Source organism: Vibrio rotiferianus CAIM 577 = LMG 21460 (genome assembly GCF_002741985.1).
GTDB lineage: Bacteria > Pseudomonadota > Gammaproteobacteria > Enterobacterales > Vibrionaceae > Vibrio > Vibrio rotiferianus.
The window spans coordinates 159,781-183,767 of the sequence record NZ_APHW01000105.1; the positions used below are offsets into that span (position 1 = coordinate 159,781).

Annotated in this window: 20 protein-coding genes and 3 pseudogenes; 10 read left to right on the plus strand and 13 right to left on the minus strand. The window is 43.3% G+C overall.

Annotation, left to right across the window (positions count from 1 at the left end; genetic code table 11):
* Window positions 1-46: 46 nt before the first annotated feature.
* The 4 genes from B853_RS21830 to B853_RS21850 form a co-directional block, all read right to left on the minus strand.
* The gene (locus B853_RS21830) at window positions 47-1,918 is read right to left on the minus strand and encodes a methyl-accepting chemotaxis protein (protein WP_038882720.1); all 1,872 of its coding nucleotides are present in this window, start codon (window positions 1,916-1,918) and stop codon (window positions 47-49) included.
* 455 nt (window positions 1,919-2,373) lie between these two features.
* Window positions 2,374-3,738, minus strand: a complete 1,365-nt coding sequence (locus B853_RS21835; RefSeq protein ID WP_038882721.1) for a YjiH family protein — start codon at window positions 3,736-3,738, stop codon at window positions 2,374-2,376.
* 459 nt (window positions 3,739-4,197) lie between these two features.
* A complete protein-coding gene (locus B853_RS21845; RefSeq protein WP_038882723.1) occupies window positions 4,198-4,869 on the minus strand; it encodes a YoaK family protein in 672 nt (223 codons plus the stop codon).
* A 152-nt stretch (window positions 4,870-5,021) separates the two neighbouring features.
* A complete protein-coding gene (locus tag B853_RS21850) occupies window positions 5,022-5,423 on the minus strand; it encodes a GFA family protein (RefSeq protein WP_029561131.1) in 402 nt (133 codons plus the stop codon).
* A 198-nt stretch (window positions 5,424-5,621) separates the two neighbouring features.
* Between B853_RS21850 and B853_RS21855 the strand changes: the two genes are divergently transcribed.
* Together B853_RS21855 and shyA are read left to right on the plus strand one after the other, a co-directional pair.
* Window positions 5,622-6,251, plus strand: a complete 630-nt coding sequence (locus B853_RS21855) for a hypothetical protein (protein WP_038882724.1) — start codon at window positions 5,622-5,624, stop codon at window positions 6,249-6,251.
* 123 nt (window positions 6,252-6,374) lie between these two features.
* Window positions 6,375-7,664: a peptidoglycan DD-endopeptidase ShyA gene (shyA, locus tag B853_RS21860; protein ID WP_038882725.1), complete on the plus strand. Its 1,290-nt coding sequence runs from the start codon at window positions 6,375-6,377 to the stop codon at window positions 7,662-7,664.
* A gap of 32 nt (window positions 7,665-7,696) precedes the next feature.
* On the opposite strand, the gene B853_RS21865 is transcribed toward shyA, so the two are convergent.
* Both B853_RS21865 and B853_RS21870 read right to left on the minus strand, forming a co-directional pair.
* Window positions 7,697-9,529, minus strand: a complete 1,833-nt coding sequence (locus B853_RS21865; protein WP_038882727.1) for a putative bifunctional diguanylate cyclase/phosphodiesterase — start codon at window positions 9,527-9,529, stop codon at window positions 7,697-7,699.
* 198 nt (window positions 9,530-9,727) lie between these two features.
* On the minus strand, window positions 9,728-10,627 hold the full coding sequence (locus B853_RS21870) for a LysR family transcriptional regulator (RefSeq protein ID WP_038882728.1): 900 nt from the start codon (window positions 10,625-10,627) through the stop codon (window positions 9,728-9,730).
* Window positions 10,628-10,738: 111 nt separating this feature from the next.
* On the opposite strand from B853_RS21870, the gene B853_RS21875 reads away from it, so the two are divergent.
* The 3 genes from B853_RS21875 to B853_RS26765 all read left to right on the plus strand — a co-directional run bounded on the left by B853_RS21875 (window position 10,739) and on the right by B853_RS26765 (window position 12,665).
* The gene (locus B853_RS21875; protein WP_038882730.1) at window positions 10,739-11,932 is read left to right on the plus strand and encodes a multidrug effflux MFS transporter; all 1,194 of its coding nucleotides are present in this window, start codon (window positions 10,739-10,741) and stop codon (window positions 11,930-11,932) included.
* Between the two features lie 116 nt (window positions 11,933-12,048).
* Window positions 12,049-12,396 (plus strand): hypothetical protein, encoded by a 348-nt coding sequence (locus B853_RS21880; protein ID WP_010452604.1) that lies wholly within the window; start codon window positions 12,049-12,051, stop codon window positions 12,394-12,396.
* Between the two features lie 134 nt (window positions 12,397-12,530).
* Window positions 12,531-12,665: a hypothetical protein gene (locus B853_RS26765; RefSeq protein ID WP_010452602.1), complete on the plus strand. Its 135-nt coding sequence runs from the start codon at window positions 12,531-12,533 to the stop codon at window positions 12,663-12,665.
* A 71-nt stretch (window positions 12,666-12,736) separates the two neighbouring features.
* Here the strand turns inward: B853_RS26765 and B853_RS21890 are convergent, their stop codons facing one another.
* The 3 genes from B853_RS21890 to B853_RS21900 all read right to left on the minus strand — a co-directional run bounded on the left by B853_RS21890 (window position 12,737) and on the right by B853_RS21900 (window position 15,589).
* A complete protein-coding gene (locus B853_RS21890) occupies window positions 12,737-13,351 on the minus strand; it encodes a glutaredoxin domain-containing protein (RefSeq protein ID WP_038882731.1) in 615 nt (204 codons plus the stop codon).
* 61 nt (window positions 13,352-13,412) lie between these two features.
* A complete protein-coding gene (locus B853_RS21895) occupies window positions 13,413-14,252 on the minus strand; it encodes a DMT family transporter (protein ID WP_050568910.1) in 840 nt (279 codons plus the stop codon).
* A 404-nt stretch (window positions 14,253-14,656) separates the two neighbouring features.
* Window positions 14,657-15,589, minus strand: a complete 933-nt coding sequence (locus B853_RS21900; RefSeq protein ID WP_038882733.1) for a porin — start codon at window positions 15,587-15,589, stop codon at window positions 14,657-14,659.
* A gap of 564 nt (window positions 15,590-16,153) precedes the next feature.
* Here B853_RS21900 and B853_RS21905 point away from each other — a divergent pair.
* The 3 genes and pseudogenes from B853_RS21905 (at window position 16,154) to B853_RS21915 (ending at window position 19,346) form a co-directional block, all read left to right on the plus strand.
* Window positions 16,154-17,230, plus strand: coding sequence for a porin (locus B853_RS21905; protein WP_038882921.1), 1,077 nt, complete (start codon window positions 16,154-16,156; stop codon window positions 17,228-17,230).
* 111 nt (window positions 17,231-17,341) lie between these two features.
* Window positions 17,342-18,546 (plus strand): IS3 family transposase gene (locus B853_RS21910; protein ID WP_428843302.1). Its coding sequence is split into 2 segments (ribosomal slippage): window positions 17,342-17,693 and window positions 17,693-18,546, totalling 1,206 coding nucleotides; the frame shifts between segments, so codons are not numbered across the junction.
* Window positions 18,547-18,729: 183 nt separating this feature from the next.
* Window positions 18,730-19,346, plus strand: a pseudogene (locus B853_RS21915) (fumarylacetoacetate hydrolase family protein).
* An 8-nt stretch (window positions 19,347-19,354) separates the two neighbouring features.
* On the opposite strand, the gene B853_RS21920 reads toward B853_RS21915, so the two are convergent.
* From B853_RS21920 to B853_RS21930, 3 genes and pseudogenes are all read right to left on the minus strand, one after another.
* Complete coding sequence (locus B853_RS21920; RefSeq protein ID WP_038882924.1) at window positions 19,355-19,666, minus strand: AzlD domain-containing protein; 312 nt, start codon at window positions 19,664-19,666, stop codon at window positions 19,355-19,357.
* Window positions 19,663-20,406 carry an AzlC family ABC transporter permease gene (locus tag B853_RS21925; RefSeq protein ID WP_038882925.1) on the minus strand — a complete coding sequence of 248 codons (744 nt, stop codon included), beginning with the start codon at window positions 20,404-20,406 and terminating at the stop codon, window positions 19,663-19,665. The genes B853_RS21920 and B853_RS21925 overlap by 4 nt, the downstream gene beginning before the upstream one ends.
* Before the next feature lie 71 nt (window positions 20,407-20,477).
* Window positions 20,478-21,304: pseudogene (locus tag B853_RS21930) on the minus strand (AraC family transcriptional regulator).
* Between the two features lie 244 nt (window positions 21,305-21,548).
* Between B853_RS21930 and B853_RS21935 the strand changes: the two are divergent.
* Both B853_RS21935 and B853_RS21940 read left to right on the plus strand, forming a co-directional pair.
* Window positions 21,549-22,181, plus strand: coding sequence for a LysE family translocator (locus B853_RS21935; protein ID WP_038882927.1), 633 nt, complete (start codon window positions 21,549-21,551; stop codon window positions 22,179-22,181).
* 88 nt (window positions 22,182-22,269) lie between these two features.
* Window positions 22,270-22,689: a GNAT family N-acetyltransferase gene (locus tag B853_RS21940; RefSeq protein WP_038882928.1), complete on the plus strand. Its 420-nt coding sequence runs from the start codon at window positions 22,270-22,272 to the stop codon at window positions 22,687-22,689.
* A gap of 87 nt (window positions 22,690-22,776) precedes the next feature.
* On the opposite strand, the pseudogene B853_RS21945 reads toward B853_RS21940, so the two are convergent.
* Window positions 22,777-23,987, minus strand: a pseudogene (locus B853_RS21945) (phospho-sugar mutase); the annotation flags it as partial.

Below are 23,987 nucleotides of genomic sequence, written 5' to 3' on the forward strand. Positions count from 1 at the left end.
GGCTCGCTGTTTGTTTGCTTGCTTGTCGGTTAAAAAAGAGAAGTATCTAAACTGTAAAGCGGTTTAGAATTTCATCTTGTTTACGAACGTTTTCATTTTGTTTCTGCATAGCTTCATCGGCAAGGTCAGCTGAGTGAGATACTTGTGTAGACAAATCTTTAATATTGACCGTGTTATTGTTGATCTCTTCAGCAACCAAGCTTTGCTCTTCTGCAGCAGAGGCAATTTGCAAGTTCATATCAGAGATCTGCTGAATTGAATCACGGATTCGTTGCAGAGCGCCGTTTGCTTGTTCCGCTTTATCAACCGCCTCAACGGCACTATTTTTACTTTGGTGCATCGCACTCGCCACAGAAGATGCGCCGGATTGAAGTTGTTCAATCATGCTGCGAATTTCCGTCGTAGATTCTTGCGTACGCTGTGCTAGGGTACGAACTTCATCAGCTACAACGGCAAATCCTCGACCGGATTCGCCTGCGCGAGCAGCTTCGATGGCTGCATTCAGTGCAAGTAAGTTAGTTTGATCAGCAATATCGTTAATTACTTTCAAGATTGTCTCAATATTCGCTGTTGCAGACTCAAGGCCTTGAACTTCCTCAACTGCTTGGTCGATGTTGTCTGAAAGTAGGTTAATCGTTGCAGTTGATTCATTAACTACATTGGAACCTTGTATGGTGGCCTCGTCCGCTTCTTTCGCTGCACTTGCGGCGCCTTGAGCATTATTCGCAACTTCTGTCGCCGTTACAGACATCTCGTGCATGGCTGTTGCTAATTGCTCAAGCTCTTGCAGCTGAGTTTGCATCGCAGAAGCTGATCCTTTCGCCCCTTCTGCAGTTAACTGAGTTCCCGTTAAGATCTCATCAGAGATTTGCTTGGACTCGATGATTTGATGCTGAAGGTTCTCCATAAAGGTATTGAAGCCATGTGCTAACTCGGAAAACTCTTTATCAGTCTCTGTAGACAAGCGCTGAGTTAGATCACCTTTACCGGAAGCAACACCTTGAATAGCGGAATTCAGCTCATCTAATGGTCGCATCAAGAATCGAATCAACATAGTAAGCGCAGCAATTGAAAATACTACGGCAATAAGTGAGTAAATGATTGCGCTAGTACGCAACTTATCTACGGCTGCGTAAGCGATACTCTCATCAACAATTGCCCCTACGTACCAATTCTCGCTCTTAATGTGAGATAAGCTCACCATAAAGCTTTGGCCATTGACTTCGATATGTTGCTCACGTTTACCTAAGTCAATCTGGGGTAGATAGCTCGACAGCTTTTTGCCATTGTTTGCAGCTTCTGGGTGCGCGATAGTTGTACCGTCGTTGGTTACAAGGAATAAGTATCCCGCATCAAATACATCTACCTGGTTTACCAATTCAGCCAGCTTAGTAAGCTCTAAGTCGTAGAACATACCTGCAATGAATCGACCATTCTCTTTTACTGGGGTGCCGATAGAGATAATGACATTTTTAGAGGAGGCATCGACATAAGGGTCAGTAACGACAAGGCTACCTTGATTCTTTGCAGCTTGGAACCACGGACGCTGGCGAGGGTCATAATCAGAACCAGCTTCCCAGTTGTCATCATTTTCGATGACTGAACCGTCAGCCTGGTAACCGAAACCTATCGCGAGAAAGCTTGACTTAGGCTTGGGCTGCTCAAGAATGTCTTTTACATACTGTCGGTCTTTAGGAGCTAACTCAATTACTTCTGTTAGAGATTGTGCCAGCGCTTTTTTTGCATCCATTTGAGACTCAACGGTGTTCCCAACACTCGTTAGAATCTCCCCTAGTGATTCATTGATATGATCTTCGATTTCTGAGCGTACCGTCATTACCTGTTGAATAGACAGAAGCGAAACTGTCACTAACAATAAAATCGAGGACGCGGTTACTACTTTATGACTGAATTTCATAGATTTTCCTCAAGTCTCCCTGTTTACACTATCTCTGATTCATCTCTTATTGGGGGATGATTTACGACAACAGATAGCAAAAAACGTGTTGTTGTTATTTTGTTATCGACAGTTTTATCAGATTCCTGAATGGATTTTTCATGTTTTTTAACTTTCACTGCAACATTGAGCTAAATGTGTGAGTTTGGTCATCTTGATAAAGTTTGATAATAAAAGTGTCAAAAAACGAAATGTTAGTCGCTTGCTGTCAATCGAGATGGGATGGCGTGAGGTTTATAAAATCAATCTTATTGGGGGATTGAATCGATTAAATGTAATTTGTGTGTTTCACTTATGAGACTAAGTGGGAGGGATGTTGGCTAGAGCTCTATTTTTTTGTGTTTACTTTTTATGTTGATCTCAGAGTTGGGCGTAATAAAAAGCCCTGCAAAAGCAGGGCCTTAGGAAAAAGAACTTTAGAAAATCAAATGCGCTACACCTGCAATTACAGGCAGTGTAATTAGTGTTCGCAGGATGAAGATAACAAATAGTTCGATAATATTTACCGGAATCTTGCTACCCAGTAGTAGAGCACCAACTTCAGACATGTAGATAAGCTGGGTTACTGACATTGCAGCAACGACAAAACGCGTCATCTCATTGTCAATTGAGGCAGCAAGAATTGCAGGGATAAACATGTCTGCAAAGCCAACAACGATAGTTTGAGATGCAGCCGCCGCTTCAGGTACTTGTAGAAGCTCTAGGTACGGGATAAATGGTTGACCTAGGATTTCAAATACGGATGTGTATTCGGCAATTACTAAAGCCACGGTACCAAGACCCATTACAACAGGCAGCACACCAAACACCATATCGATAGCGTTATGTACGCCTTCTTTAAATACCGACTGTACAGAAGTCACTTGACCAGCGCGTTTTAGCGCAAGATCCATGCCCCAAGAGAATGTTGTGTGACCTGCTGGAACTGCATCAGCGTCTTTCTTTGGTTCACTTCCGTCCATGTAACGATCTTTCTTCAGGCTTAATGGTGGTAAGCGAGGAATAATGATCGCGGCGATGACACCTGCCAAACAGATTGCACCGTAGAAAGGTAGGAACAGGTGTTCTAGCTGAACTTGAGCAAGAACAACCAAACTGAAAGTGATGGATACTGCAGAGAAGGTAGTACCAACAACCGCCGCTTCACGTTGAGTATAGAAATTGTTTTCGTATTGCTTACTGGTTAGCAGGATACCAACGCTGCCGTCACCTAGCCAAGAAGCCATACAGTCAATCGCACTACGGCCAGGTAGGTTAAACACTGGACGCATTACTTTACTGAGCAGTGCTCCAAATAGTTCAAGTAGACCGAAGTTCAATAGCAGTGGCAGTAGAAGACCCGCAAAAATGAACACTGCAAATAATGTCGGTAGAAGACCTGTTAAAACAAGACCACCAGTATTCTCTTCCCAGATTGCTTTGGGACCAACTTGGAAGAATGTCATCAATACTGCCGCAGCACCAATGAGACGAACAAACAACCAGAGAGGTGATGGGTTAAACAAACCGTTTAAGAAACTGTTACGCAGGATTGCTGCTGGCTTGAAAATTTTACAAAGAACAGAAGCGACAGCCATAAAAGCAATAATAGCGGTTACAATAGCAATTAATGTATCGCCCAGAACTGCAGGAATGACTTTTGCCATTACTGCAACTGGAATTGTCAGGCCACCATCGTAAGAGATAGGAGCCATGAAGAGTAGAAGACCAATCAGGGATGGGATGAAGAACATCCAGAAATTGCCCTTAGGCGCTTCAGCAGCATTAGTGTTGTTATGCATATTTGTCTCGTGTTACTACTAGTCAATACTCGCCATATTCCATGACATAAATATTCACTAAACATCCGTATTTAATCACAGTGTGCGGAGATTACCCGCAAACTGTATCCTTTGCAATACTATTCATTAAATACATCTAGTTATTCAGCCGTTTTTTCGGCTAATCTGATCAAAACTAGAATCTTGTATATGAAATTGTTGCTCGTGTTAGAAAATTGTAGCACGCAAACTGCTCGTTGCATTCGGCTAGACAACACAATGTGACTAGAGCAATAAAAAGCATAGTAAATGTGATTCGGATCTCAAGGGCGCCTCAGGATCTTCTCATCCTGGTGGCACTAATTGTAAGGAGTCAGATCAGACTTTGATAAACATGTTTGGAAACGAGCACAAGAAGTAGGGAAGGACGGCCTAGGTGTATTACTTAAACCGTCATTGAAATTAGATTAGAGATAGGTGCTATGCGGCCTGTTTTCGGCTGAGCAAGTAAAGGTAGCCCCAGTAAGCGATAGCAATAACAAATGCCAATAATGCAGGAAACACCAAAGCATAAAGCTCATAGACGTTAAAAAGCGCAGCTCCCGCTGTACCACCAAGTAAAAAACCTAAGAAGATAAAGATAAATAGTTTTGCTTTTCTTCTATCAAACTGGCGTCCACGCAAACTCTCGCCAATCATTATCCCAAGATCAGTGATAATCCCCGTCATGTGTGTTGTTCGCACTACGGCACCGCTAAACGTTGTAATCATTGCGTTTTGTAAGCCACAAGCCGCCGAAGCGAGGTATTGGCCGTATACGTCGCCCTGCACTAAGAAGCCCAAACTTAGAAGTAGTAAGCTTCCTTCAATACAAAGCGCTACACCGTAGCGGCGTCCTAGTTTTAGCGCGCTACTTTCAATAAAGAAGCCACTAAATGCTGAGCCAATTAAAAAGCTGAATACAATGAGTAGTAGGTGGATGGTACTGTCCACACCGACTAAAAGGCTGTTCCCTAGCTGAGTTACCGTTCCGGAAAGATGTGTTATCGCTTGATGTTGAAAGCCGAGTAGTCCTACGGCATTGACGCAACCAGCCAGAAGAGCCAGCAGAAACGCGCCATATTCCACCCAACGAGGAAGTCTGGAAATCACAATTAAGCCTCACCAAATGTTAGGAGCAGATTATAGCGCTTACAAGTTATAACGAAAGCCTTTCACACGATACTCGGTTGATCATTCTCAATAAAATTTCAACTATTGTTGAGCGGATTCAAATATTATGTCCTGCGACCTTGCACGCTTTTCTATTCGATATGCTCCATAGTACATTCAAAATGTACCCATCCATGCTTCCTTTGCTCGTAAATAGAGATAGTAGGCTGTGGGAACTCATTGTTATTAAACAAACCTACCGGAACGACGACAAAGTCAGTCGCATCTGACAATAATAAACGCATTGTGGTGCCGCAAGCTGGACAAAACTCATATTGTACTTGGTTGCCAGAATCACATAATCGCGTATAACTCGTCACGTCACCGTCTAAGATCACTTGCTCTTTATTGAACTTGGCTTGCACGCCAAAGACGCTTCCAGTGCGTTTCTGACACTCGAAGCAATGACAAATTGAAGTCCTAATGGGTTCTGCCATACAACGTAGTTGAACCAAACCACAGGCACACTCGCATGTGTGGGTGATTGTTGTCATTGTTATTACCTATTGGATGTCAGTTATTGTGATTGAAGTGATGTTGTAGTGCTGGGAGCAACTAGGCTGCTAGCGAATCACTTGAGTATAGTTTAGTTTAACTTTGAAACACTTGAGTCAAAATCGTACTGCGGTCTTAACGATTGAATTGGTATATACTCAGCGCAGAATTATGAGAGCAAACACAAGGAAGCACGCATGACTCGTAAGAGAATTCTACCTATTCCACTTATTCTTCTCATCCCTGTGCTGTTGTTAGCCATTGTGGTGATTGCTGGTATTTACCGTTTTAGCCTTTCTGATGAAGACATCATGGCGAAGTTTCCTCAAACTCAGTCCCAAGCTAACTCAATCGTAGCTGAAGTACTTGGGATTCAGTCACGAAATCCGTGGACGGTTCAAGTCCCTGAACAAGGTGCGGTGACGTTTTTAGATGAATGGGACAAAGAAAATGGCTTATTGAAAGGTCAATACGATGCGGGCGCTACCAAGGGTGAAGTGCTGGTTCCTACCGAGTTTATTGCTCAACGAGACATCAATGGTACACCTTGGATTATTGCGCCAGTGATTGTAACAACACAGGGTTCAGGCGCATTTTATTACCTCGGATTGTTCAAGTTTGATGCAGTGCCAAGTCGAGTAGTGTTGCTCAATAGTGAATTTCTTGGAGACCGCATCAAAATATCATCGCTGGAATGGGTGAGTGATACGAAAGTTTCGCTTTCTTATCTTGAACATGGCGAAGAACAAGCGCTTGCGGAGCAACCAAATCAATTGATCTCAGCGACAATTCTTCGTGTAGGTAATAGCTTGAGTATGCAACAGTGATGATTTTTTTTTGCTTCTGTAAAAAATAGGCATTTTCTGCGCTAGATCTCGTAATTTGCTAGTGATTTCTGATTCGGGAATGCATAAGCTATGAGCCTTATTAATAAGGAGATAGTAATTCCCGTGTCTGAAAATGTGTCAACAAAGCGGTTTCCTAGCTTCACAAGCCGTAAAGCGTTACTGCTGTACTCCTTACCTGTGTTTGTTGCGATTGGTGTTTCTCACTCGATCAACGAGTCTTCTCTTACCAAAACGATCGCCCTCAATTTACCTGAATCACAGGTTGTAGAAAGAATTCTAGATGCTAAAACGGCATCTCTGGCTGTGACCACGCCTCCAAGTTTTGAGTATCAAATTCAAGCTGGTGATAATCTAAGTTCAATTTTTAGCCAGCTTGGCTTTGGTTATAGCTCCTTAATGAAGGTCATGGAAACAGACCTCAACTTCTTAGCACTAGATACACTAAAACCTGGTAATACACTCCGCTTTTGGCGAAATGAAGAAACGGGTGACCTAGAAAAAATGGAGCTTCAGTTCTCCATTGCTGATAAAGCTGTGTATCAAAGAAACAATGACGGTAGCTATGACTTCAAAGACGTTTCTATTCCTGGTGTGTGGCATCAACAACCTTTAGTTGGTGTTATAAATGGTAGTTTTTCATCTTCTGCCAACCGATTAGGTTTGACGACAGCTGAAATAGGTCAAGTCGTCAATTTGCTTAAAGAGCAAGTCAATTTTGGAAAGGACCTGCGTGCAGGTGATCGTTTTGAAGTGGTTCGCCGTTCTCAAACGATTGATGGTATTGCTACAGGTAAGAATGAAATTGAAGCGATCAAGATCTACAATCGTGGTCGTGAGATTTCTGCATACCTTCATACCGATGGTCAGTTCTATAATGCTAAGGGCGAGAGTCTTCAGCGCGCATTCCAACGTTACCCAGTAAGTCGCAGTTGGCGTATAAGCTCAAGCTTTAACCCAAAACGTCTTCACCCTGTAACTGGGCGTGTTGCGCCGCATAATGGTACAGACTGGGCAGTGCCTATTGGTACTCCTGTCGAGGCTACGGGGGATGGCACAGTGATTATGACCCGTAAACACCCTTATGCTGGTAACTATGTTGTGATTGAACACGGCAGTAAATATAAGACGCGCTACTTACACTTGAGCAAAATTCTAGTGAAGAAAGGGCAGAAAGTATCTCGTGGTCAACGAATTGGTTTGTCGGGTAAAACTGGTCGCGTAACTGGACCGCACCTTCATTACGAGTTAATTGAATATGGGCGCCCGGTGAATGCAATGCGAGCGAACATACCAATGGCGAGCTCGGTACCTAAGAAAGATATGGCTGCGTTTATTGTGAAACGAGATGAAATGGATCGTTTGCTGCATAAACAAGAATTAGCATCTCTTTAATCTGAAAAAGGCCAAACAGTGTTTGGCCTTTTTTATGCGCTTTTAATATCTCTTTCATTTATGATGCAGACCATTTCTGATACTTCCATTGGTTTAGAGAAGTGATACCCTTGTATTTGATGGCAGCCAATATCTATAAGTTTATTGAGTGCAATATCGTCTTCGACCCCTTCTGCGACCAAATCGACACCAAGCAATTGTGCTAGTTGAGTGATGAGCTTAACCACCTGCTCTGACGTTTGATTGGTTAGCATATTTCGAATAAATGTTGCGTCTATTTTTATGCTATCAATTGGGTAACTATGGATATAGTTTAAGCTTGAGTAACCAGTACCAAAATCATCTAGAGCGACTTTGAACCCGAGGTAGCGAAGTGAGTCAAGAACCAACCTTTCCTGCCCTGACTGAGCAAGCAATACTGTCTCAGTTAACTCGATAACGAAATCGCTAGGCTGATGTCCGTATTTTTCGATTGTGTCAGTCAGATGGTTAATATAGCGTTTTGAGTTGAGTAGCTCATAGGCGGAACAGTTCACGCTAAGTTTGATCGGATAGCCAAGCTGAGATTCCAATTGCTGTTTTGCTTGACAAGCGAGCTCAATGATTCGTTCACCGAGTTCTACGATGAGGCCAGATTGCTCTGCTGCTCCAATAAATTCCATCGGCGATATTGGGCCGAAATTTCTACTGTTCCAACGAGCAAGAACTTCAAAATAATCCCATCGGTCTTGCGTGATATCGACAATAGGTTGCACGACGACATATAGCTCATCATTATCTGAAGTTGGATGGCGTAAAATATCTCTAAGTGCTTCAATAAGCTGAGTTTGTTTATGGTATATCGCGCTCAGATGTGTGTCATAATGTTGAATTGAAATGTCTCGATGCTTCTTGCAGTCTTTTAAGGCAAGGCTGGCATTCAAGATTAACTCATCGCTGTTTGTCAGACTTGTACTTGCTTTCGCCAATCCTATACTGACGGTAAAGTTGATTCGATTAGCGTTGTCTTGATACCCGGACTCAATTTTATCGAGTATTTCTTGGCAGATCGTCACGGGGTCTTTTTCAAAACTGATAAAAGCAAATTCATCACCGGCGACTCTGAACGCGCTATTTTGTTCCCCCAAAGTTTGCTGAATGACATTGGCGGTAAACTTAATGATTTGATCGCCAATGTAGTTGCCGTTGATATCGTTGATGGATTTGAAATTGTCGATATCAAGGTAGGCAAGGTGAAAGGGCTTTGTTGATTGCTGCGTTAGCATTTCTAGTGAGTCAGCCAAACAACTACGGTTGAGGAGACCAGTCAAGTTATCGTGGGAAACTTCGTAGCTGAGCTGATTGAGCAATTTATCAGATCGTTCGCTGATCCACTTTTCTCTTAAACTATGGACGATTAAGCTCGCATAGAATTGATGATGCCGGATTATTTCTCTGGCTTCTTCATCGAGTATTGGCCGTTGATATGTGGAATGAATAATGCCGAGAACATCACCATTGTGGTTCTTTAGCGGTAGCCCAATGTAAGCCTGTATTCCTACGTCTTGTAATAGAGCGTCTTCTGGAAAGAGTTTGTAGACTTCATCTTGATAGAATACTTGTTTGCCAATATCCGCACATACCTGTTCGCAAGGCGTTTTTTCAAGTCCGTAGGTGCTGTTGTCAATAATTTGATTGTTCTCAGCGAACGATAGGGTGACGGCATGGTGGTACAAATGCGCCACCTCCACCACACATGTGCAATAGCTATCAAACCTCTGATGTAGGTCTAATGTCGTTTTATTTAGTAAGTCGAGTCCATCAAGGCTTAACGTTTCTTCTAGGTCCGAGACGCTGATGTGTGACTCATCTAGTGAATACTTCATCTGACGTTATCTCTTTGTTCGTGATTTTGATATTTTTGTTACACGCTAAATCTCAAATTATTTCGATATGCATCACGTTAAATATCGGTGAAAACTAAATATTTTTCAAATTCAACTTATCTCAATGTTGAGAAAATACCTAAAAGAACTTCCTTCACACAGGGTATCAATCGGTATGAGCATCGGCACTATGATGAATTACAATGCAAGCAGCTCTTTTTTTTCATCTTCTAAGCGTTTCCTTAGGTAGTCTAGAAATAACTTAGTACGAGTGTGTTGGTAGTCTAGCTTGGGGTAGTATGCATACACAGTCGCTTCGTCAGCTGTGATTTCGGGCAATACAGGGACAAGATTGCCTTGCTTCAACTCTTCTCTGATCATGACGTTGTTAGTCAGTATAATTCCCATTCCTCTCTTAGCGCCGTGAAATAAGGCTTCAGGGTTAGTGGTAGAGAAGTTGCCAGATATAGTAAACCGATGGCCATGTATGGTCTTAACGTCTCTAGATGGTTTTTCACCCCAAATAAGTACGTTGTGGGTGCTTAGCTCTTCTATTGAGCGAGGGGACCCGTATTTCTCTAAGTACTTGGGTGCCGCATAAAACTGGGCTTTGTGCTCGAAAAGGGGCGTTGCTTTGAAACTAAGTGAGTTGAGCTGTTCCAGTTCTCGGCTAATAAATAAATCCAAACTCAGTTCTGGAAGTTGCCCTGGTAACGTTGTAAACAACTGAAGTTTAATGTCTGGGTATTGATCGAGAAAATCATCCAGATAATGCACTAGAAACTTTGATCCTACCGCAAGAGTGGCTCCGATTTTAAGTAGACCTGCAGGGGACTGGTTTACTGAGCGTGTTTCATCTAACACCGACTGCCAAGAATCGAGCTGTACCTTAGCGCGCTCATAAAAAAGCGCACCAGCTTCGGTTTGGCTTATTGACCGTGTTGTTCTTTTTAGCAATTGCACGCCAATCTTGTCTTCTAGCCATTGAATACGCTTACTAATCGCCGAACTGGTCGTGTTGAGCTTTCTAGCCGCCGCATTGAAGCTTCCTTCTTCTACCACACGAATGTAACTGTGCACGCTCTGAATCCAATCCATACTATTCTATCCTAATAGGAAATAATGCCTTTCCATTTTAGTTTATTATCATCTTTGAGTATCAAATATACACTGTCTGTCGTGAAACTGTCATGTTGTTAGGAGGGTATATTGCGTAAAACACCATTATTGTTAGCTATGATGATCATCGCGACCGGTCAAGTTGGCGTCAGCATTTATCTTCCCTCTTTACCACTTATTGGTCATGACCTTAACCTTCAGCAGCACGAGATACAAAACCTCGTCACACTATTCCTCGTTGGGTTTGGTGTCTCTCAATTGTTCTATGGTCCATTATCGGACTCAATAGGGCGTAGACCAGTGTTTATTATCGGTCAAAGTGTCTATTTGGTTGGGACGGTAATCTGTATTGCATTTGCAGACCATATCTCAGCGCTAGAAGTAGGGCGATTATTGCAAGGTTTGGGGGCAGGAAGCGCTTCTGTGCTTGGGCGCTCGGTATTACGAGACAGTTATGATGGGGCACAGTTGACCAAAGCACTTTCTTATATCTCTGTGACCGCTTCTGTAATGCCGATTGTTGCGCCGTTATTTGGTGGATGGATTGCCTATCACATCAGTTGGCATGCGGTTTTTGTGTTCGTTCTCCTTTATCTTGCGGCGATTTTTGCCCTTGGTTTTGCGGTGCTGCCAGAAACACTACCGTATCCAAAGCGACGCTTTGAGCCAAAGCGAGTGATACTAAGTTACTTTGACTTACTGACTAATAAGCAAGTAATTGGTAGTGCCAGTTACAACTGGTTGAGCTATCTATCTGCTTTGGTGACCTTGTCTTTGTATCCTTTTTTGATGCAACAAGGACTTGGTCTTACAGCGGCAGACTATGGCACTTTGATGATTGTGCCTTCGGCTGGGTTATTAATGGGAAGCTTGGTTCTCAACTTTATTAATGCTCGGTATAAAGAGCAGCAAATATTGTTAATGAGCTTTGTGATAGTAGCTTTTTCTGGGGCAATGCTTCTCCTACTGCCGTTTACAGTGACTTCACTATTGATTGCGTTTACTTGTTTGAGCTTTGCACAAGGCATGTCATTCCCTGTCTCGATAAGTTTATTGCTGTCGCCGCACAAGAAACAAGCAGGAGCGGTTTCTGCATTGTCGGGGTCGATACAAATGTGTCTCGCAGGTTTGTTGGGAGGTTATTTGGTAGAACATTGGGTAACCAGTCAACAGCAATTAGGTTTCTTTTACATGTTGATTGCACTGTTATGTTGTCTAGTTTTGCTACTGAGTCAGATTCGGAAGCCTTATCATCGCTTTGTCGAACCAGAGAGCTCACGTTGAATCTGCTTGCAAGCTTACAATCTCCTTTCTAAAATGCGCCGTAAGTTACGCTAGCTTTGCGTTGACTCATAAAGGGGTCGCGTGAGCAAGATACCAGTTAATCGTTAGGTGAAACCATGCAACAGAACGAATTTGAAGCACTACTAAAAGAAATCGGTGAGAAAGAGAACCTACCTCAAGCCCTTGAACTGCTAAAAGCATCTGATGAAGAAGAGATCGCACAAGCTGCAGAATCACTTACAGGTCAATTTGGTCTTGCTGAAGTCGATGGTGAAAAACGTATTTACCATATTACGATCCAAGCTGATGAGTCTGGTGAAGAAAAAGAGTTTGTCGAGCATGTTATGAATGAAGGCGAGCACTTGATAAAGTTTGCTGCTTGGTTCTTTGAAACTTTCTTTGAAATCAAACAGAAAGATACATATAAAGCTGCGGGTAAAACTTACCAACAGCCTAAACGTTGATAATCAAAATTTATCGCTAAGGTTAGAAGTTCTTGTAATTTAATTACAGAAAAGTGTGATCTAAGTCTTGTAATTGCGGTTTTTGGGTGTAAAATTACAACATAAACCAGTCAATTATATCTTAGGAGAAGGTCATGGGTAACGAACTAGGTGGCGCTTACATTGGCCAAATGATAGCTAAAGACGCAATGCATAAAGCGCTTTACGGTAAAGCAAAGAAGAAAAAACCTTCGATGTTTACTCGCCTAATGAAAAAACTAGCGAATTAATAAGAAAAGCCCTGATGTGATATCAGGGCTTTTTGCTTTTATGTATGTATTATTTTTTCGATGAGTGATATTTATGCGCTTTGACTAGGGATCTCAACCACGTTATCTGGCACATTATCTAACCCTTTCTCTGCTAACCACTTTTCCAAGTTATCGGCACCCCCGATGTACTCACCATCTAACCAAATCTGCGGTACAGTTACCGGTGTTTTTTCACCAATAATGGCTTTCACTTCTGGGATCATTCGATAAAGTGCTGCACTGTCTTTGACAACGTCATGGTATTTGTACTCAACACCCGCTTCATCAAGTAGCTTTTTAGCTTTTACACAGTAAGGGCAAGTCGCTTTCCCGTAAACGATGTTCCCTTTCAGCTGGTCTCGTTTAGTCCATTCAGCAATAACAGATTGAACAAGCACGCCTCGGTTTAGCGCTTCCCCTTGGCTGACGACTTTACCTTCAACGACGAGTATCGGGGCGTGCCATGCTCCAAGTTTTAGTGGCTCCCACCAGTGAGACAACCAATCTTTCACTTCTAGCTCAACTGGTACATCTGCGAGTTCATTTTCAAATGTGTCAGCAAGAATATCTTTGGTTAATGTGCATTCTCCACATGGGATATTTACTTTGAATGGTCCCCAGCTTCCGCCCCAACGATATAGTGTCATTTTGATTGGCTGTGTCATACATTGCTCCTCATTTCTTTCCTGAAAATATAGAACCTAAAACTTGAATATTTCTTTCAACTTACTTTCTTTTTTTTGCTTCCCAATGGGTAATGAAAGCAATTGAGCCGACAATAATGGCAGCGCCAAGCCATAACCGACCAGGTGGCACCCAGTTAAATACTAGCCAACCTGCGAAGACGTTTAGAGGCAATTTTGCATGGTCAAATGGCTGTACAAATGATGCGTCAGCGACCGCGTAAGCTTTGACTACAGCCCATTGCGCTAAAGCAGTGAGCACGCCTGCGGCAACTAAAATGCCCCAGATACTCCAACCTTCTGGCATCGCAAAAGTAGGAACCGCTAATAGAATATTAAATGGTGTGATCAGTAAAAGCAGATATACCACCATGGTTGACGGTGGATCATTCACAGATAGCTTCTTTACCATTAAAGAATAGGATGCCCAGAAAAAAGCAGCACCGACAGGCAGTAGCGTTGCCCATGTAAATGAGTCTGACCATGGTTCGAGAATAATCATGGCGCCGATAAAACCTGTAAGTGTCGCAATCCACCGAGCGACGCCAACTTTCTCTTTAAGGATTAAACCTGAGCCAACCGTCGCAAATAAAGGGGAGGTCATCAGCAGTGCGATACCTTGCCAAATTGGGACGGGGTAAGCGAGAGCCCATAGCCATAGTTGGATGCCAATGACTGCTAGGAAAATGCGTAATGCGTGCCACCCAAAGTGGTTAGTGCGTAAAGATTGACGAATGCCTAATGTGCGCAGGTACGGCAAGATGGCAAAAAATGCGATAGCGTATTGGAAGAGTGCAAATGTTGTGGATGACACACCAAAGTGAATACTTGCGATTTGAGCAAAGCTATTAACGATGGCAAAAGCCAAGCCTGCGGTAAGCATCCAAGATGCTCCTTGGACAGGATGATGATTCAATTGGATATTTCCGGTTTTAAACAATGGGCAGGATCATACGTTCTATTGATGGGGGAGCCAATAAAAAAATGCCTCCCGGAGGGAGGCGACATTACCAATTCAAAGGACGTGCCTACCTAAGTAGGTACAAAGAACGAGAAGCACAAACGCTGCCATGCATTTGCTCGATTTTACTGTTGCAGCTAGCGTGCCAACTTTGAATTTATTGATTTTAAAGGGCTATAGCGGTCTTGAGCTGGAGAAGCTAGAGGAAATGCACTAACTTCGGGATTCGGTGCATTAAAATGGAGCAGTGTTAAAGTGCCAGAGGAAATGAAAGAGGCTAGCATTAAATGCTAGCCGTCTGATTGTTATTGAAATGGCCAACTCGTTTAGAAGTCGTAGCGAATACCAGCTTGTAGCTCGTCATCACCAGAGTCGATTTGCTGGAACTTGTATCCTGCATATGTACGTAGGTGACCATTGAACTTATAAACGGCTTCGATAGCAAATTCATCTACGGTGTCTTCTTTAGAGCCTGCTTTTGGATCCACTTCTTGGAAGTTATAAACACCAACTAGCGATAGGTTTTTCATTGGTTTGTAGATAGCTGACAACTCGTAACCTGTGTAATCATCGTCCGCAATTGTGCCGATAGTAAAGAGGGCACCTAGAGTGAACGCATCCATTGAGTATTGGCCGACGAGGTTAAATTGGTCGTCATCATTGTCACCATTACTTTGAGATACGTAACCTGCACCGATATCAAACGCGCCAAAGTTATAAAGGCCAGCAAGACCAAAGCTATCTTTGTCTTTCGCATCAGAAGCGATGAAGTTTGCCTTAATAGTTAGTGCGTCAAACTCACCAGAGTAAAGAAAGTTGTTTTCACGTTTGTCTTTGTTGCCAGCAACGATATCCGCCGCTTCAGCACCAAATGTTGCCATTGTATCCGTAATATCTGTAAGCATTACCTGAGCAGAGTCTTGCTTACCGTAAGAAAACTCACCGATAGTGGTACCCAAGCCAGCGAAGAAGTAACGGTTTGTGATATCTGAGCTATCATCAAACTCCGCTTCGTACTTACCAAAGCCATATAAGTCGTCAGAGATTTGAGACTTGCCCTTTAAGTTAACACGAGCTCGTGATTTGTCTTTGAAAGAGCTGTTACCGTCTTTTTCATGTTTGTCAGAAATATTAAAACGCGCTTCTGCACGGCCGCCAACTTTTAAAGTTGTTCCTTCGTTATCGTAAACAGTTGCTGCGAATGATGGTGCCGATACCAATGCTGTTAAAACTGCAGTAGAGAGTGCTGCCTTTTTCATTTTCTTATTACCCTAGTTGTAATCGATGGGCTTACTTGCCCGATGAATTGATGACGCTAAGGTAAATCGTGAAAATGAAAGATAGATTTCCGTTAAGTTATGATTTAGTTGCATTTTTATTTCAAATGCATGAACCACATTCTATTCATGAAGGTAAAGGGATAAGGTTTTTTAGCTTTTTTGATGTTTCTGTTCTTTCTAATTGACAGGGTATTTTTAAAAAAGTTCCTAATCATATTTCTCACCTCAAAATGTAACATTAAATTTCAAGTTCTGTTCATTGTTTTACCAATAAACAATCACTTATCTATTTATCGCTCATTAAATGTAACAAAGTGTTTCTTGAGCTTGATGCTCGTAGCCAAGTTTACATATGAAAAACAGGTAAACGTTTGCCTGTTTTCTTTTTTCTTACATCTTTTCACTCTGCTCTTGGGAACTTCTGAAATACATTGATTGGCAGTTGTTAAGCAAAAGTGACGCAACATTGGTGGAAGAGATGAGCCAGTCCGCTTTTGTATAAAAATGACTTATAAACTAATACATAAATACATGGATTTTATAATGAACAAGAAATTATTAGCAGCAGCGATCGCAGCAGCAACTTTCGGTACTCAAGCAGTAGCAGTGGAGCTTTACAACAACGACGGCACTACTTTCTCTATCGGTGGTCACGTTTCTGTTAATGTGAATGGTTCAGAGCAAGGTGACACTGATGTGGGCCAAAACTCACCTCGTATCAACTTCAATGCAACTCATGATATTGGTAATGGCTTCACTGCCGATGCTCGTGGTGAATGGGCTCTAAACTATCTAGAAGGTGGCGAAAACTCTTTTACTACTCGTCTTGGCTACCTAGGTCTTACTCATGACGCATATGGCCGTGCAGTAGCCGGTACTCAGTGGGCACCTTACTACGATATCGCTGGCGTTGCTGATATGCCAATCGCGTTTGCGAACGACTTTATTTACGACAACCACGGTAACCTAGGTACTGGTCGTGCAGAAAAAATGCTTTCTTACCGTAATGCGATTGAACTGGGTGAAGCTGGCGCTATTAACTTCGGTCTAGGTTGGCAAGGCAGCAACAGCGATGCATCGTCAGCATGGGAAATTGTAGGTGAAGCTAATGGTGAGCCAGTATATGAGAAAACATACTCAGGTGCTGATTACGATGATCGCTACCAACTAGCGCTTTCATACACTGTTTTCGGTGCGCAGCTTGGCTACACATACAACACTGGTGATTTCACAAGCTCTGGTGCAAGCAAGAAAGAAACTGCTGAATCTCACCTAATCTCTGCGGCTTACGGTTCTTACGGTCAAGGCTTATACGTAGCAGGTGTATACGCTTCTGACGAAAACATGAACTCAGGCCTTGAAGAGAGCAAAGCGTACGAAGCTCTAATTGCCTACGCATTGCCAAGCAGCCTAAACCTAAGCTTGAACTACGAGATGGTTGAAGGCGAAGCGGCTAAGGGTGACAAGACAGAAACAACTCGTGAAGAGATGGCGGTACAAGCAGAGTACAACTTCACTTCTAAGTTTGTAGGTTTTGCTGGTTACCAATTTGATCTTAATAACGAAAATAACCGCAAAACAGACGACAAATGGGCAATCGGTGCTCGTTACTACCTATAATAGTAACCTGTCCTAGTTACTATAAAAGCCAGCCTCGTGCTGGCTTTTTTCATACTCGTGTACCGTCCTAAATAAGGTTGACACATTTCCGACATGAAATTGGAGAGTGTCATGAAATCAACAAGTAAACGAACCCAACGAGATTATTCTCTTGCTTTTAAATTGACGGTCGTTGACCAAGTAGAAAAAGGTGAAATGACCTATAAACAAGCTCAAGAGCGATATGGGATACAAGGTCGGTCTACTGTCTTAGTTTGGCTTCGTAAGCACGGTCAGCTAAATTGGTCTAAAGGAATAGAGAAACCAAACACAGTAGGTAATGGTATGCCTGATTCTCCTTCTACTCAAACTCCTGAACAACGGATAAAAGAACTCGAGCAACAACTCGAAGAAACTCAACTGAAAGCGGACTTCTTTGAGGCTGTCGTAAAAGTAATGGATAGAGATTTCGGTGTCCGAATCTCAAAGAAGCACAAAGCCGAGTTATTAAGGAAAAAACGGTCAAAAGGCTCACAGTAACTAAAGCTTGTCACTTCATCGGGATTACTCGACAGGCATTTTACAAACGCTGCGCGCTCGAGCTTCAGCGAACTCAGAAAGAGCAATCTGTCATTGGGTTCGTCAAAGAGCAAAGGATTCGACATCCTCGATTAGGAACTCGAAAGCTAAAGTACTTACTCAGTCAGAGTAACATTTATATAGGGCGAGACAGTCTGTTTTTATTGCTAAAACAGCATCGCCTATTGGTCTTAAACCGTAGGGCTTATCATCGAACAACAAACAGCCATCACCGGTTCCACTGCCATCCAAACCGAATCAAAGAGGGCATGGTTCCAAATAAACCGGAGCAGTTGTGGGTCGCTGATATTACTTACTTGGCAACACGAGCGGGAAATACTTATCTCAGCTTAATCACTGACGCTTACTCGAGGAAGATAGTTGGGTATCATCTCGATGATAATATGAAGACGCAAGCCGTTAAGAGTGCGTTCCTGAAAGCTTTGAAAAAGCGGCGATATGAGGGAGAGCTTATCCATCACTCTGATCGAGGTATTCAATACTGCTCTGAAGAATATCAGTCATTACACAGAAAATATCATGTGACATGCTCTATGACTGATGGGTACGACTGCTATCAAAACGCTCTAGCGGAAAGAGTAAATGGTATCTTAAAGATGGAGTACTTGCTGACTAAGCCGAATGACTTGAATGAAGCTAAGAAAATGGTCGCTGAGTCTGTGAAACTCTATAATGAACAGAGACCACATACAGCTCTAAAATACAAAACGCCCGATGAAGTTCATCGAGCGTTTTAACTAAAAGTGTCAACCCATATCAGGACGGGTCATCGCCATTGTAAGAATTGGGGTAACCCGATTAAATTTATACTCTCTCAAAACGGGCTGAATGTCTTGTTTTTAACATCTCGAAAAGAGAACTAGTGTCAACAACGTAACGTGTTGGATTATTATGCGTTTTTTGTTTTGCAGGGAAGAGCAATGAGCGTCATTCAGGTTGAAGAGAAGAAAGTCAAAGTCGGCAAAGTTCTTTGTGTTGGGCGTAATTACGTTGAGCACATTAAAGAGCTGGATAATGCCATGCCTGAGCAAATGGTGGTATTCAATAAACCTGCGACTTCTGTTTCAACCAAACTCATCGCATTCCATCAAGAGCCTTTGCATTACGAAGCAGAAATCTGCTTTCTGATCAAAGATGGTCAATACAGTGCGGTTGGACTCGGTCTGGATCTGACCAAACGCGGTTTACAATCTACCCTCAAAGAAAAAGGATTACCTTGGGAGCGCGCCAAAGCGTTTGATGGAGCTGCAGTGTTCAGTCGTTTCCGTTCCCTCCAAGGTGTCAATATAGATGATCTCAACTTAGAGCTTTTGATTAACTGTGTTCATGTTCAAAAAGGGCACGTTAAACAGATGCTTTACCCCCCCCAATGAAAATCCTCGACGAACTGAAGAGCTACACAACGCTAGAAGATGGCGATGTTGTGATGACAGGCACACCAAAAGGCGTGGGAGAAGTACATCAAGGCGATGTCTTCCTCGGGCGTTTGAAGTGTGGAGACATCACCTTGTTAGAGATTGAATGGTTAGCGGGTTAGTAACCTCCCTACAACCAAATTCGAAGTAGTAAAAACGCCACCATACTCACAATGGTGGTGAGCAATACATTCTTAGTGAGGTATGCAATCACAGCGGCTAATAGCGCAGCCAATAGAAATGGGTTTTGCCAACTGACGCTCAGTTCACCCTCTGGTAGAAAAACAATTGGAGCCCAAATAGCAGTGAGTACTGCAGGGCTTGCATAGCTCAAGATTTTCTGAGTTCTAACCCCTAACTTAAGCGGCAATTTTGGTTCTAGAAATAGATAACGGCTAGTGAATACCAACGCTGTCATGGCCAAGATAGATAAAAAGATCATTGGCGTTCCTCCGAGGTATCCCCAAGGTTTGGTGCTTTCGTCGTCAATGGTTCCACAAAATAGCCCGTCAACATGGCGAGAACACTCGCGAACATCAAGCTTCCTTCCACTTGGAAATAATTCAGCGCCACTGAGCTGACTAACGCCACCAGCACACTAAACAACACGGGCATACTTTTGATCGTTGGCACCACAATCGCGATAAAGGTTGCAGCAACGGCAAATTCCAACCCGAGCTCATTCAATTCAGGTATCAAACTGCCAGCGACTATGCCTGCTAGCGTTGCGAAGTTCCAAAATAAGTAGAAGCTTAATCCAGCGCCAAGGGCGTACCATCGATCAAACTGTTTATCGGATTGATGCCCGACGATGGCAAACAGCTCGTCAGTGAGTAAGAAGCCAAGTGAAAGACGCCACTTTAATGGCAAAGGCGAAATTTTACCGCGCATCGAGACACTATAAAGAAAATGTCGAGATGTAATGAAAAAGGTTGTCAGCAACATGGTAGTCAAGCCCGCGCCTGCTTTAATCATCCCCATGGTCACAAGCTGTGCGGAGCCTGCAAACAGAATAGCGGAAAGTGCCTGACCTTCCAAAGGGTGTAAGCCAGTATCAATGGCAAATGAGCCCGCGAGTAAACCCCAAGGCAATACAGCGATGCTCAGTGGCATCATTGCGATGGTGCCTTGTAAAAAGAGCGAGGTCTTTGAGTCTTGATGCGTTGGCAAAGTAGTATCCATAACTTCAACTTGAATAGAAAAACATGCTGTTAAGGTAGGCTGACCTCAGCATGTTGCCTTGTACAAAATTGCTAACAATGCTTGATGTACTGCCCGGGTGTTACACCCATGGCTTTTTTAAAGTGACGATGCAAATGGCTTTGGTCGTGAAAACCGCATTCTTGAGCAACATCGGAAATCTTTTGCCCTAGCTTGAGTAGCTTTTTCGCCATTCTTAGTCTTTGTTGAATTTGAAATGCGTGCGGTGGAAAGCCAAACTGCTTTTGAAACTCACGCAACAGGTGAAAAGGGCTCAAGCCCGCCAATTTGGCAAGTTCTTCTAAAGAGACATCGGCTTGAGGAAAGTCTTCAAGAAACTCTTTGACCAGCTGCACTTGCCTTTGTGCTTTTGTTGCGTCTTGAAGCGGGGCTCGATGTGTACTGTGCTTGCTGGCAAGTTTGACTAACGTACCGTAGACAAGTGTCTCTCTTAGTAAGCGGTTATCGGACTTCTCTAGAGTATCGAATACCAACCGAAGTTGGTTCGCGAGTTCTGGATCGTAAACAACGGGTTGGGTGAAGTATGGTTGAGCTACATTGGGTGCGCCGAGTTCTTCACCGAGTGTTTGAAATTGCTCTGGCACGGGGTACATGGCCTTGTATTCCCAGCTCCTTCTGACGCTGAATGCCCGTTATGTACTTCGTCTGCATTCACCAGAATGATGCTGTCTTGCGGCGCAATATGGTTGCCGCCAGTGCGAAAGAACTGTTGTGCGCCTTTTTCGATTACGCCAATGGTGTAGCCTTCATGACTATGGCGAGAGAAGTTTTGCTTTTCGTATTTTGCATCGAGCAGCTCCAAGCCACCCAGCTCTTGAGCAATTTTAAAAGTCGCGATTTCCTTATTCTTTTCTTTCATCTCTTTTTGTTTTGCTCAAGTGTCAGGCTTGTTGCTTTGAAGTCTACCGGATACATCCTGCTTATTTTTGTACAAAATTGCTATCGGTATTAAAAATAAACATCAAAAAGGTTAATTGTTTTTAAATTGAGCATAAAACCTTTTGTATTTTCTGATTTTATCTTGCGGTAAAGGTATTTGGTCTGGTTGTTATCTATTCATTGGTATAAGATCCGCCGCCTGTTTTTGAATAGCTAGTTCCACCATGATCGATTTATCTGTACTTCCTGTTTATCTCACCGCTGTTATTGCGCTTCTTCTATTGCCTGGGCCAGACATGCTGCTAATAGCCAGCTCTAGCATGAGTTATGGTAAGAAAGTCGGTTTGTTCGCAAGTTTAGGCAATGCAACATCAGGCGTAATCTTAACCTTACTGGCAGCAATGGGCGTATCGACCTTAATTGCGATGAGTCCAATCGCGTTAAAAGTGCTTCATCTACTTGGTGGCGCGTACTTACTAAAAATGGGATGGGACTGCTTACGAGCGGACGCTTCAGCTGCACCAGAGCTAGATCAGAAGAACAAAATGGCGTCGACTTACTATCAGCGTGCATTGATGAGTAACCTGCTGAACCCTAAAGCCTTAGTGTTCTTCGTGATGTTTTTGCCACAGTTTGTATCTAGCAACATTACCGCATCCTCGGGTGAGCAGATGCTTGCGCTTGGTTTGCTTTTAAACGTATTGGGATTGCTATTCAACATCTTGTTGGTTGCGCTGGCGGGTACATTAGGCAAAGGGTTACTGGAAAACGATAAATTCCGCATGTACCAAGGTAAGCTAATGGGTTTGGTGTTCGTAATCCTTGCGGTGTGGATGCTCAGTAGCTTCGCGATGTAGTGTGTAGGAACAATCAGATTTTTTAACAAAAGCCAGCACTCGCTGGTTTTTTGTTTTAGTATCACTCTGATTTCCAAGGAGTGGCAGTATGAAACTTGAATTTAAACTCAACCCAGAACAAAACGATCTCGATTTTATCCGTGATGGCATCCGAGCATATAACCGCATGCATTTACCGGATGGTGATGTAAATGCCATTGGCTGTTTTGCCCGTAATGACGAGGGCAAGATTGTTGGCGGGCTCACGGGTGAAATGTTCAATAACACTGTGTTCGTTGAATACCTTTGGGTTGATGCAGAGGCGCGCACGTCGGGGGTAGGAAGCAAGCTGATTGCTTTACTAGAAGAGCAAGTGAAGCCACACGGGGTGACGCATTTGTATCTCGATACTTATAGCTTCCAAGCGCTCGACTTTTACTTGAAACTGGGCTTTGAAAAAGTCGGCCAGTATTCGGGTTACCCTGCCGCGGGTATCGATAAACACTTCTTGCAAAAGCAGATTGTTTGATTCGTTTTGAATAGAACAAAAAAGAGGCGCTCGATGCGCCTCTTTTGCTATTTACTGTTGTCACAGAGTCGATGCTTCAAGCTTGGATTACAAACTTTGTTGATGTGCTTCGATCAGGGCATTCATCTTCGCTTCCGCTGCTTGGTTAGCTTGTGCGTAATCCATCTCTGCAGGGAAGTCGCTGATAACTTCGTAGTAACACTTCAACTTAGGCTCCGTACCTGAAGGGCGAACAATCACACGTGATTTATCTTCTAGGTGGTAAATAAGTACGTCACTCGCTGGTAAGTTGATGGCTTCTGTTGGACCATCGGTTACGAAGCGAAGTGATGACTTTAGATCCTCAATGACTTCAATACGCTTACCGGCGATCTCTTTCGGTGGATTTGCGCGAAGCTTGTCACCGATTGGTGGTGATTTAGGATCAAGAGCTATGCTGCGCTGTGCGTTAAAGTAGAAACCGTGTTGGCGGTATAACTCCTCTAACTTATCCCAAAGCGTTTTGCCTTGTGCTTTTAGCTTACCTGTCAATTGAGAGAAAGCGACCAGTGCTGACAAGCCATCTTTATCCCATACTTTGTTCCCTACGGTGTAGCCCAGTGCTTCTTCGTAAGCAAACAGGAACGGATTTGCTTCTGTCTCTTGAGTCATTGCTACGTTGGTTAGCCATTTAAAGCCAGTTAACGTTTGGTAGTATTCTGCGCCGTGTGCTTTAGCAATGCTGCTCAATAGGCGAGAAGACACAATGGTATTACCAACAAGTGCGTTTGGTTGAGCTTGCAGTAAGTAATCACCAAACAACGAACCCACTTGGTCACCCGTTAGCATCTGGTATTCGCCATCTGGACGTTTTACAGCCACAGCAAAACGGTCTGCATCAGGATCGTTCGCGCAAGCAATGTCAGCATCGACAGATTTACCTAGCGCCATCACCATATCCATTGCGCCCGCTTCTTCCGGGTTCGGGAAGTTTACGGTAGGGAATGTGCCGTCTGGTTCACGCTGTTCCGAAACACTTGCCACTTTCTCAAAGCCAGCATCTGCAAGTAACGTTTCTGCCATGTCCGCACCGACACCGTGCATTGCCGTGTAAACGATCGAGATATCTGTGTTGTTATCTGGCGTAAGCAGTGCATTGTCATTCATTGCTTTGCGGTACGTTTGGTAGTACTCGTCTTCAAGCCAAACCAACAATCCTTTTTGCTTTGCATCATCTAGAGACATCAGAGGAAGCGGTTTAGTTTGTTGCATTCATACAATTTTTGCAGCACCAGAATCGTGCGGTGGAATATCTGTGC

Coding starts and splice junctions, on each gene's coding strand:
- B853_RS21935 (WP_038882927.1), top strand. CDS start 21,549: ATGATCGATTTATCTGTACTTCCTGTTTATCTCACCGCTGTTATTGCG.
- B853_RS21870 (WP_038882728.1), bottom strand. CDS start 10,627: ATGGATTGGATTCAGAGCGTGCACAGTTACATTCGTGTGGTAGAAGAA.
- B853_RS21865 (WP_038882727.1), bottom strand. CDS start 9,529: ATGAAGTATTCACTAGATGAGTCACACATCAGCGTCTCGGACCTAGAA.
- B853_RS21890 (WP_038882731.1), bottom strand. CDS start 13,351: ATGACACAGCCAATCAAAATGACACTATATCGTTGGGGCGGAAGCTGG.
- B853_RS21940 (WP_038882928.1), top strand. CDS start 22,270: ATGAAACTTGAATTTAAACTCAACCCAGAACAAAACGATCTCGATTTT.
- B853_RS21830 (WP_038882720.1), bottom strand. CDS start 1,918: ATGAAATTCAGTCATAAAGTAGTAACCGCGTCCTCGATTTTATTGTTA.
- B853_RS21900 (WP_038882733.1), bottom strand. CDS start 15,589: ATGAAAAAGGCAGCACTCTCTACTGCAGTTTTAACAGCATTGGTATCG.
- B853_RS21880 (WP_010452604.1), top strand. CDS start 12,049: ATGCAACAGAACGAATTTGAAGCACTACTAAAAGAAATCGGTGAGAAA.
- B853_RS26765 (WP_010452602.1), top strand. CDS start 12,531: ATGGGTAACGAACTAGGTGGCGCTTACATTGGCCAAATGATAGCTAAA.
- B853_RS21905 (WP_038882921.1), top strand. CDS start 16,154: ATGAACAAGAAATTATTAGCAGCAGCGATCGCAGCAGCAACTTTCGGT.
- B853_RS21920 (WP_038882924.1), bottom strand. CDS start 19,666: ATGATCTTTTTATCTATCTTGGCCATGACAGCGTTGGTATTCACTAGC.
- B853_RS21925 (WP_038882925.1), bottom strand. CDS start 20,406: ATGGATACTACTTTGCCAACGCATCAAGACTCAAAGACCTCGCTCTTT.
- B853_RS21855 (WP_038882724.1), top strand. CDS start 5,622: ATGACTCGTAAGAGAATTCTACCTATTCCACTTATTCTTCTCATCCCT.
- B853_RS21895 (WP_050568910.1), bottom strand. CDS start 14,252: ATGCTTACCGCAGGCTTGGCTTTTGCCATCGTTAATAGCTTTGCTCAA.
- B853_RS21850 (WP_029561131.1), bottom strand. CDS start 5,423: ATGACAACAATCACCCACACATGCGAGTGTGCCTGTGGTTTGGTTCAA.
- B853_RS21835 (WP_038882721.1), bottom strand. CDS start 3,738: ATGCATAACAACACTAATGCTGCTGAAGCGCCTAAGGGCAATTTCTGG.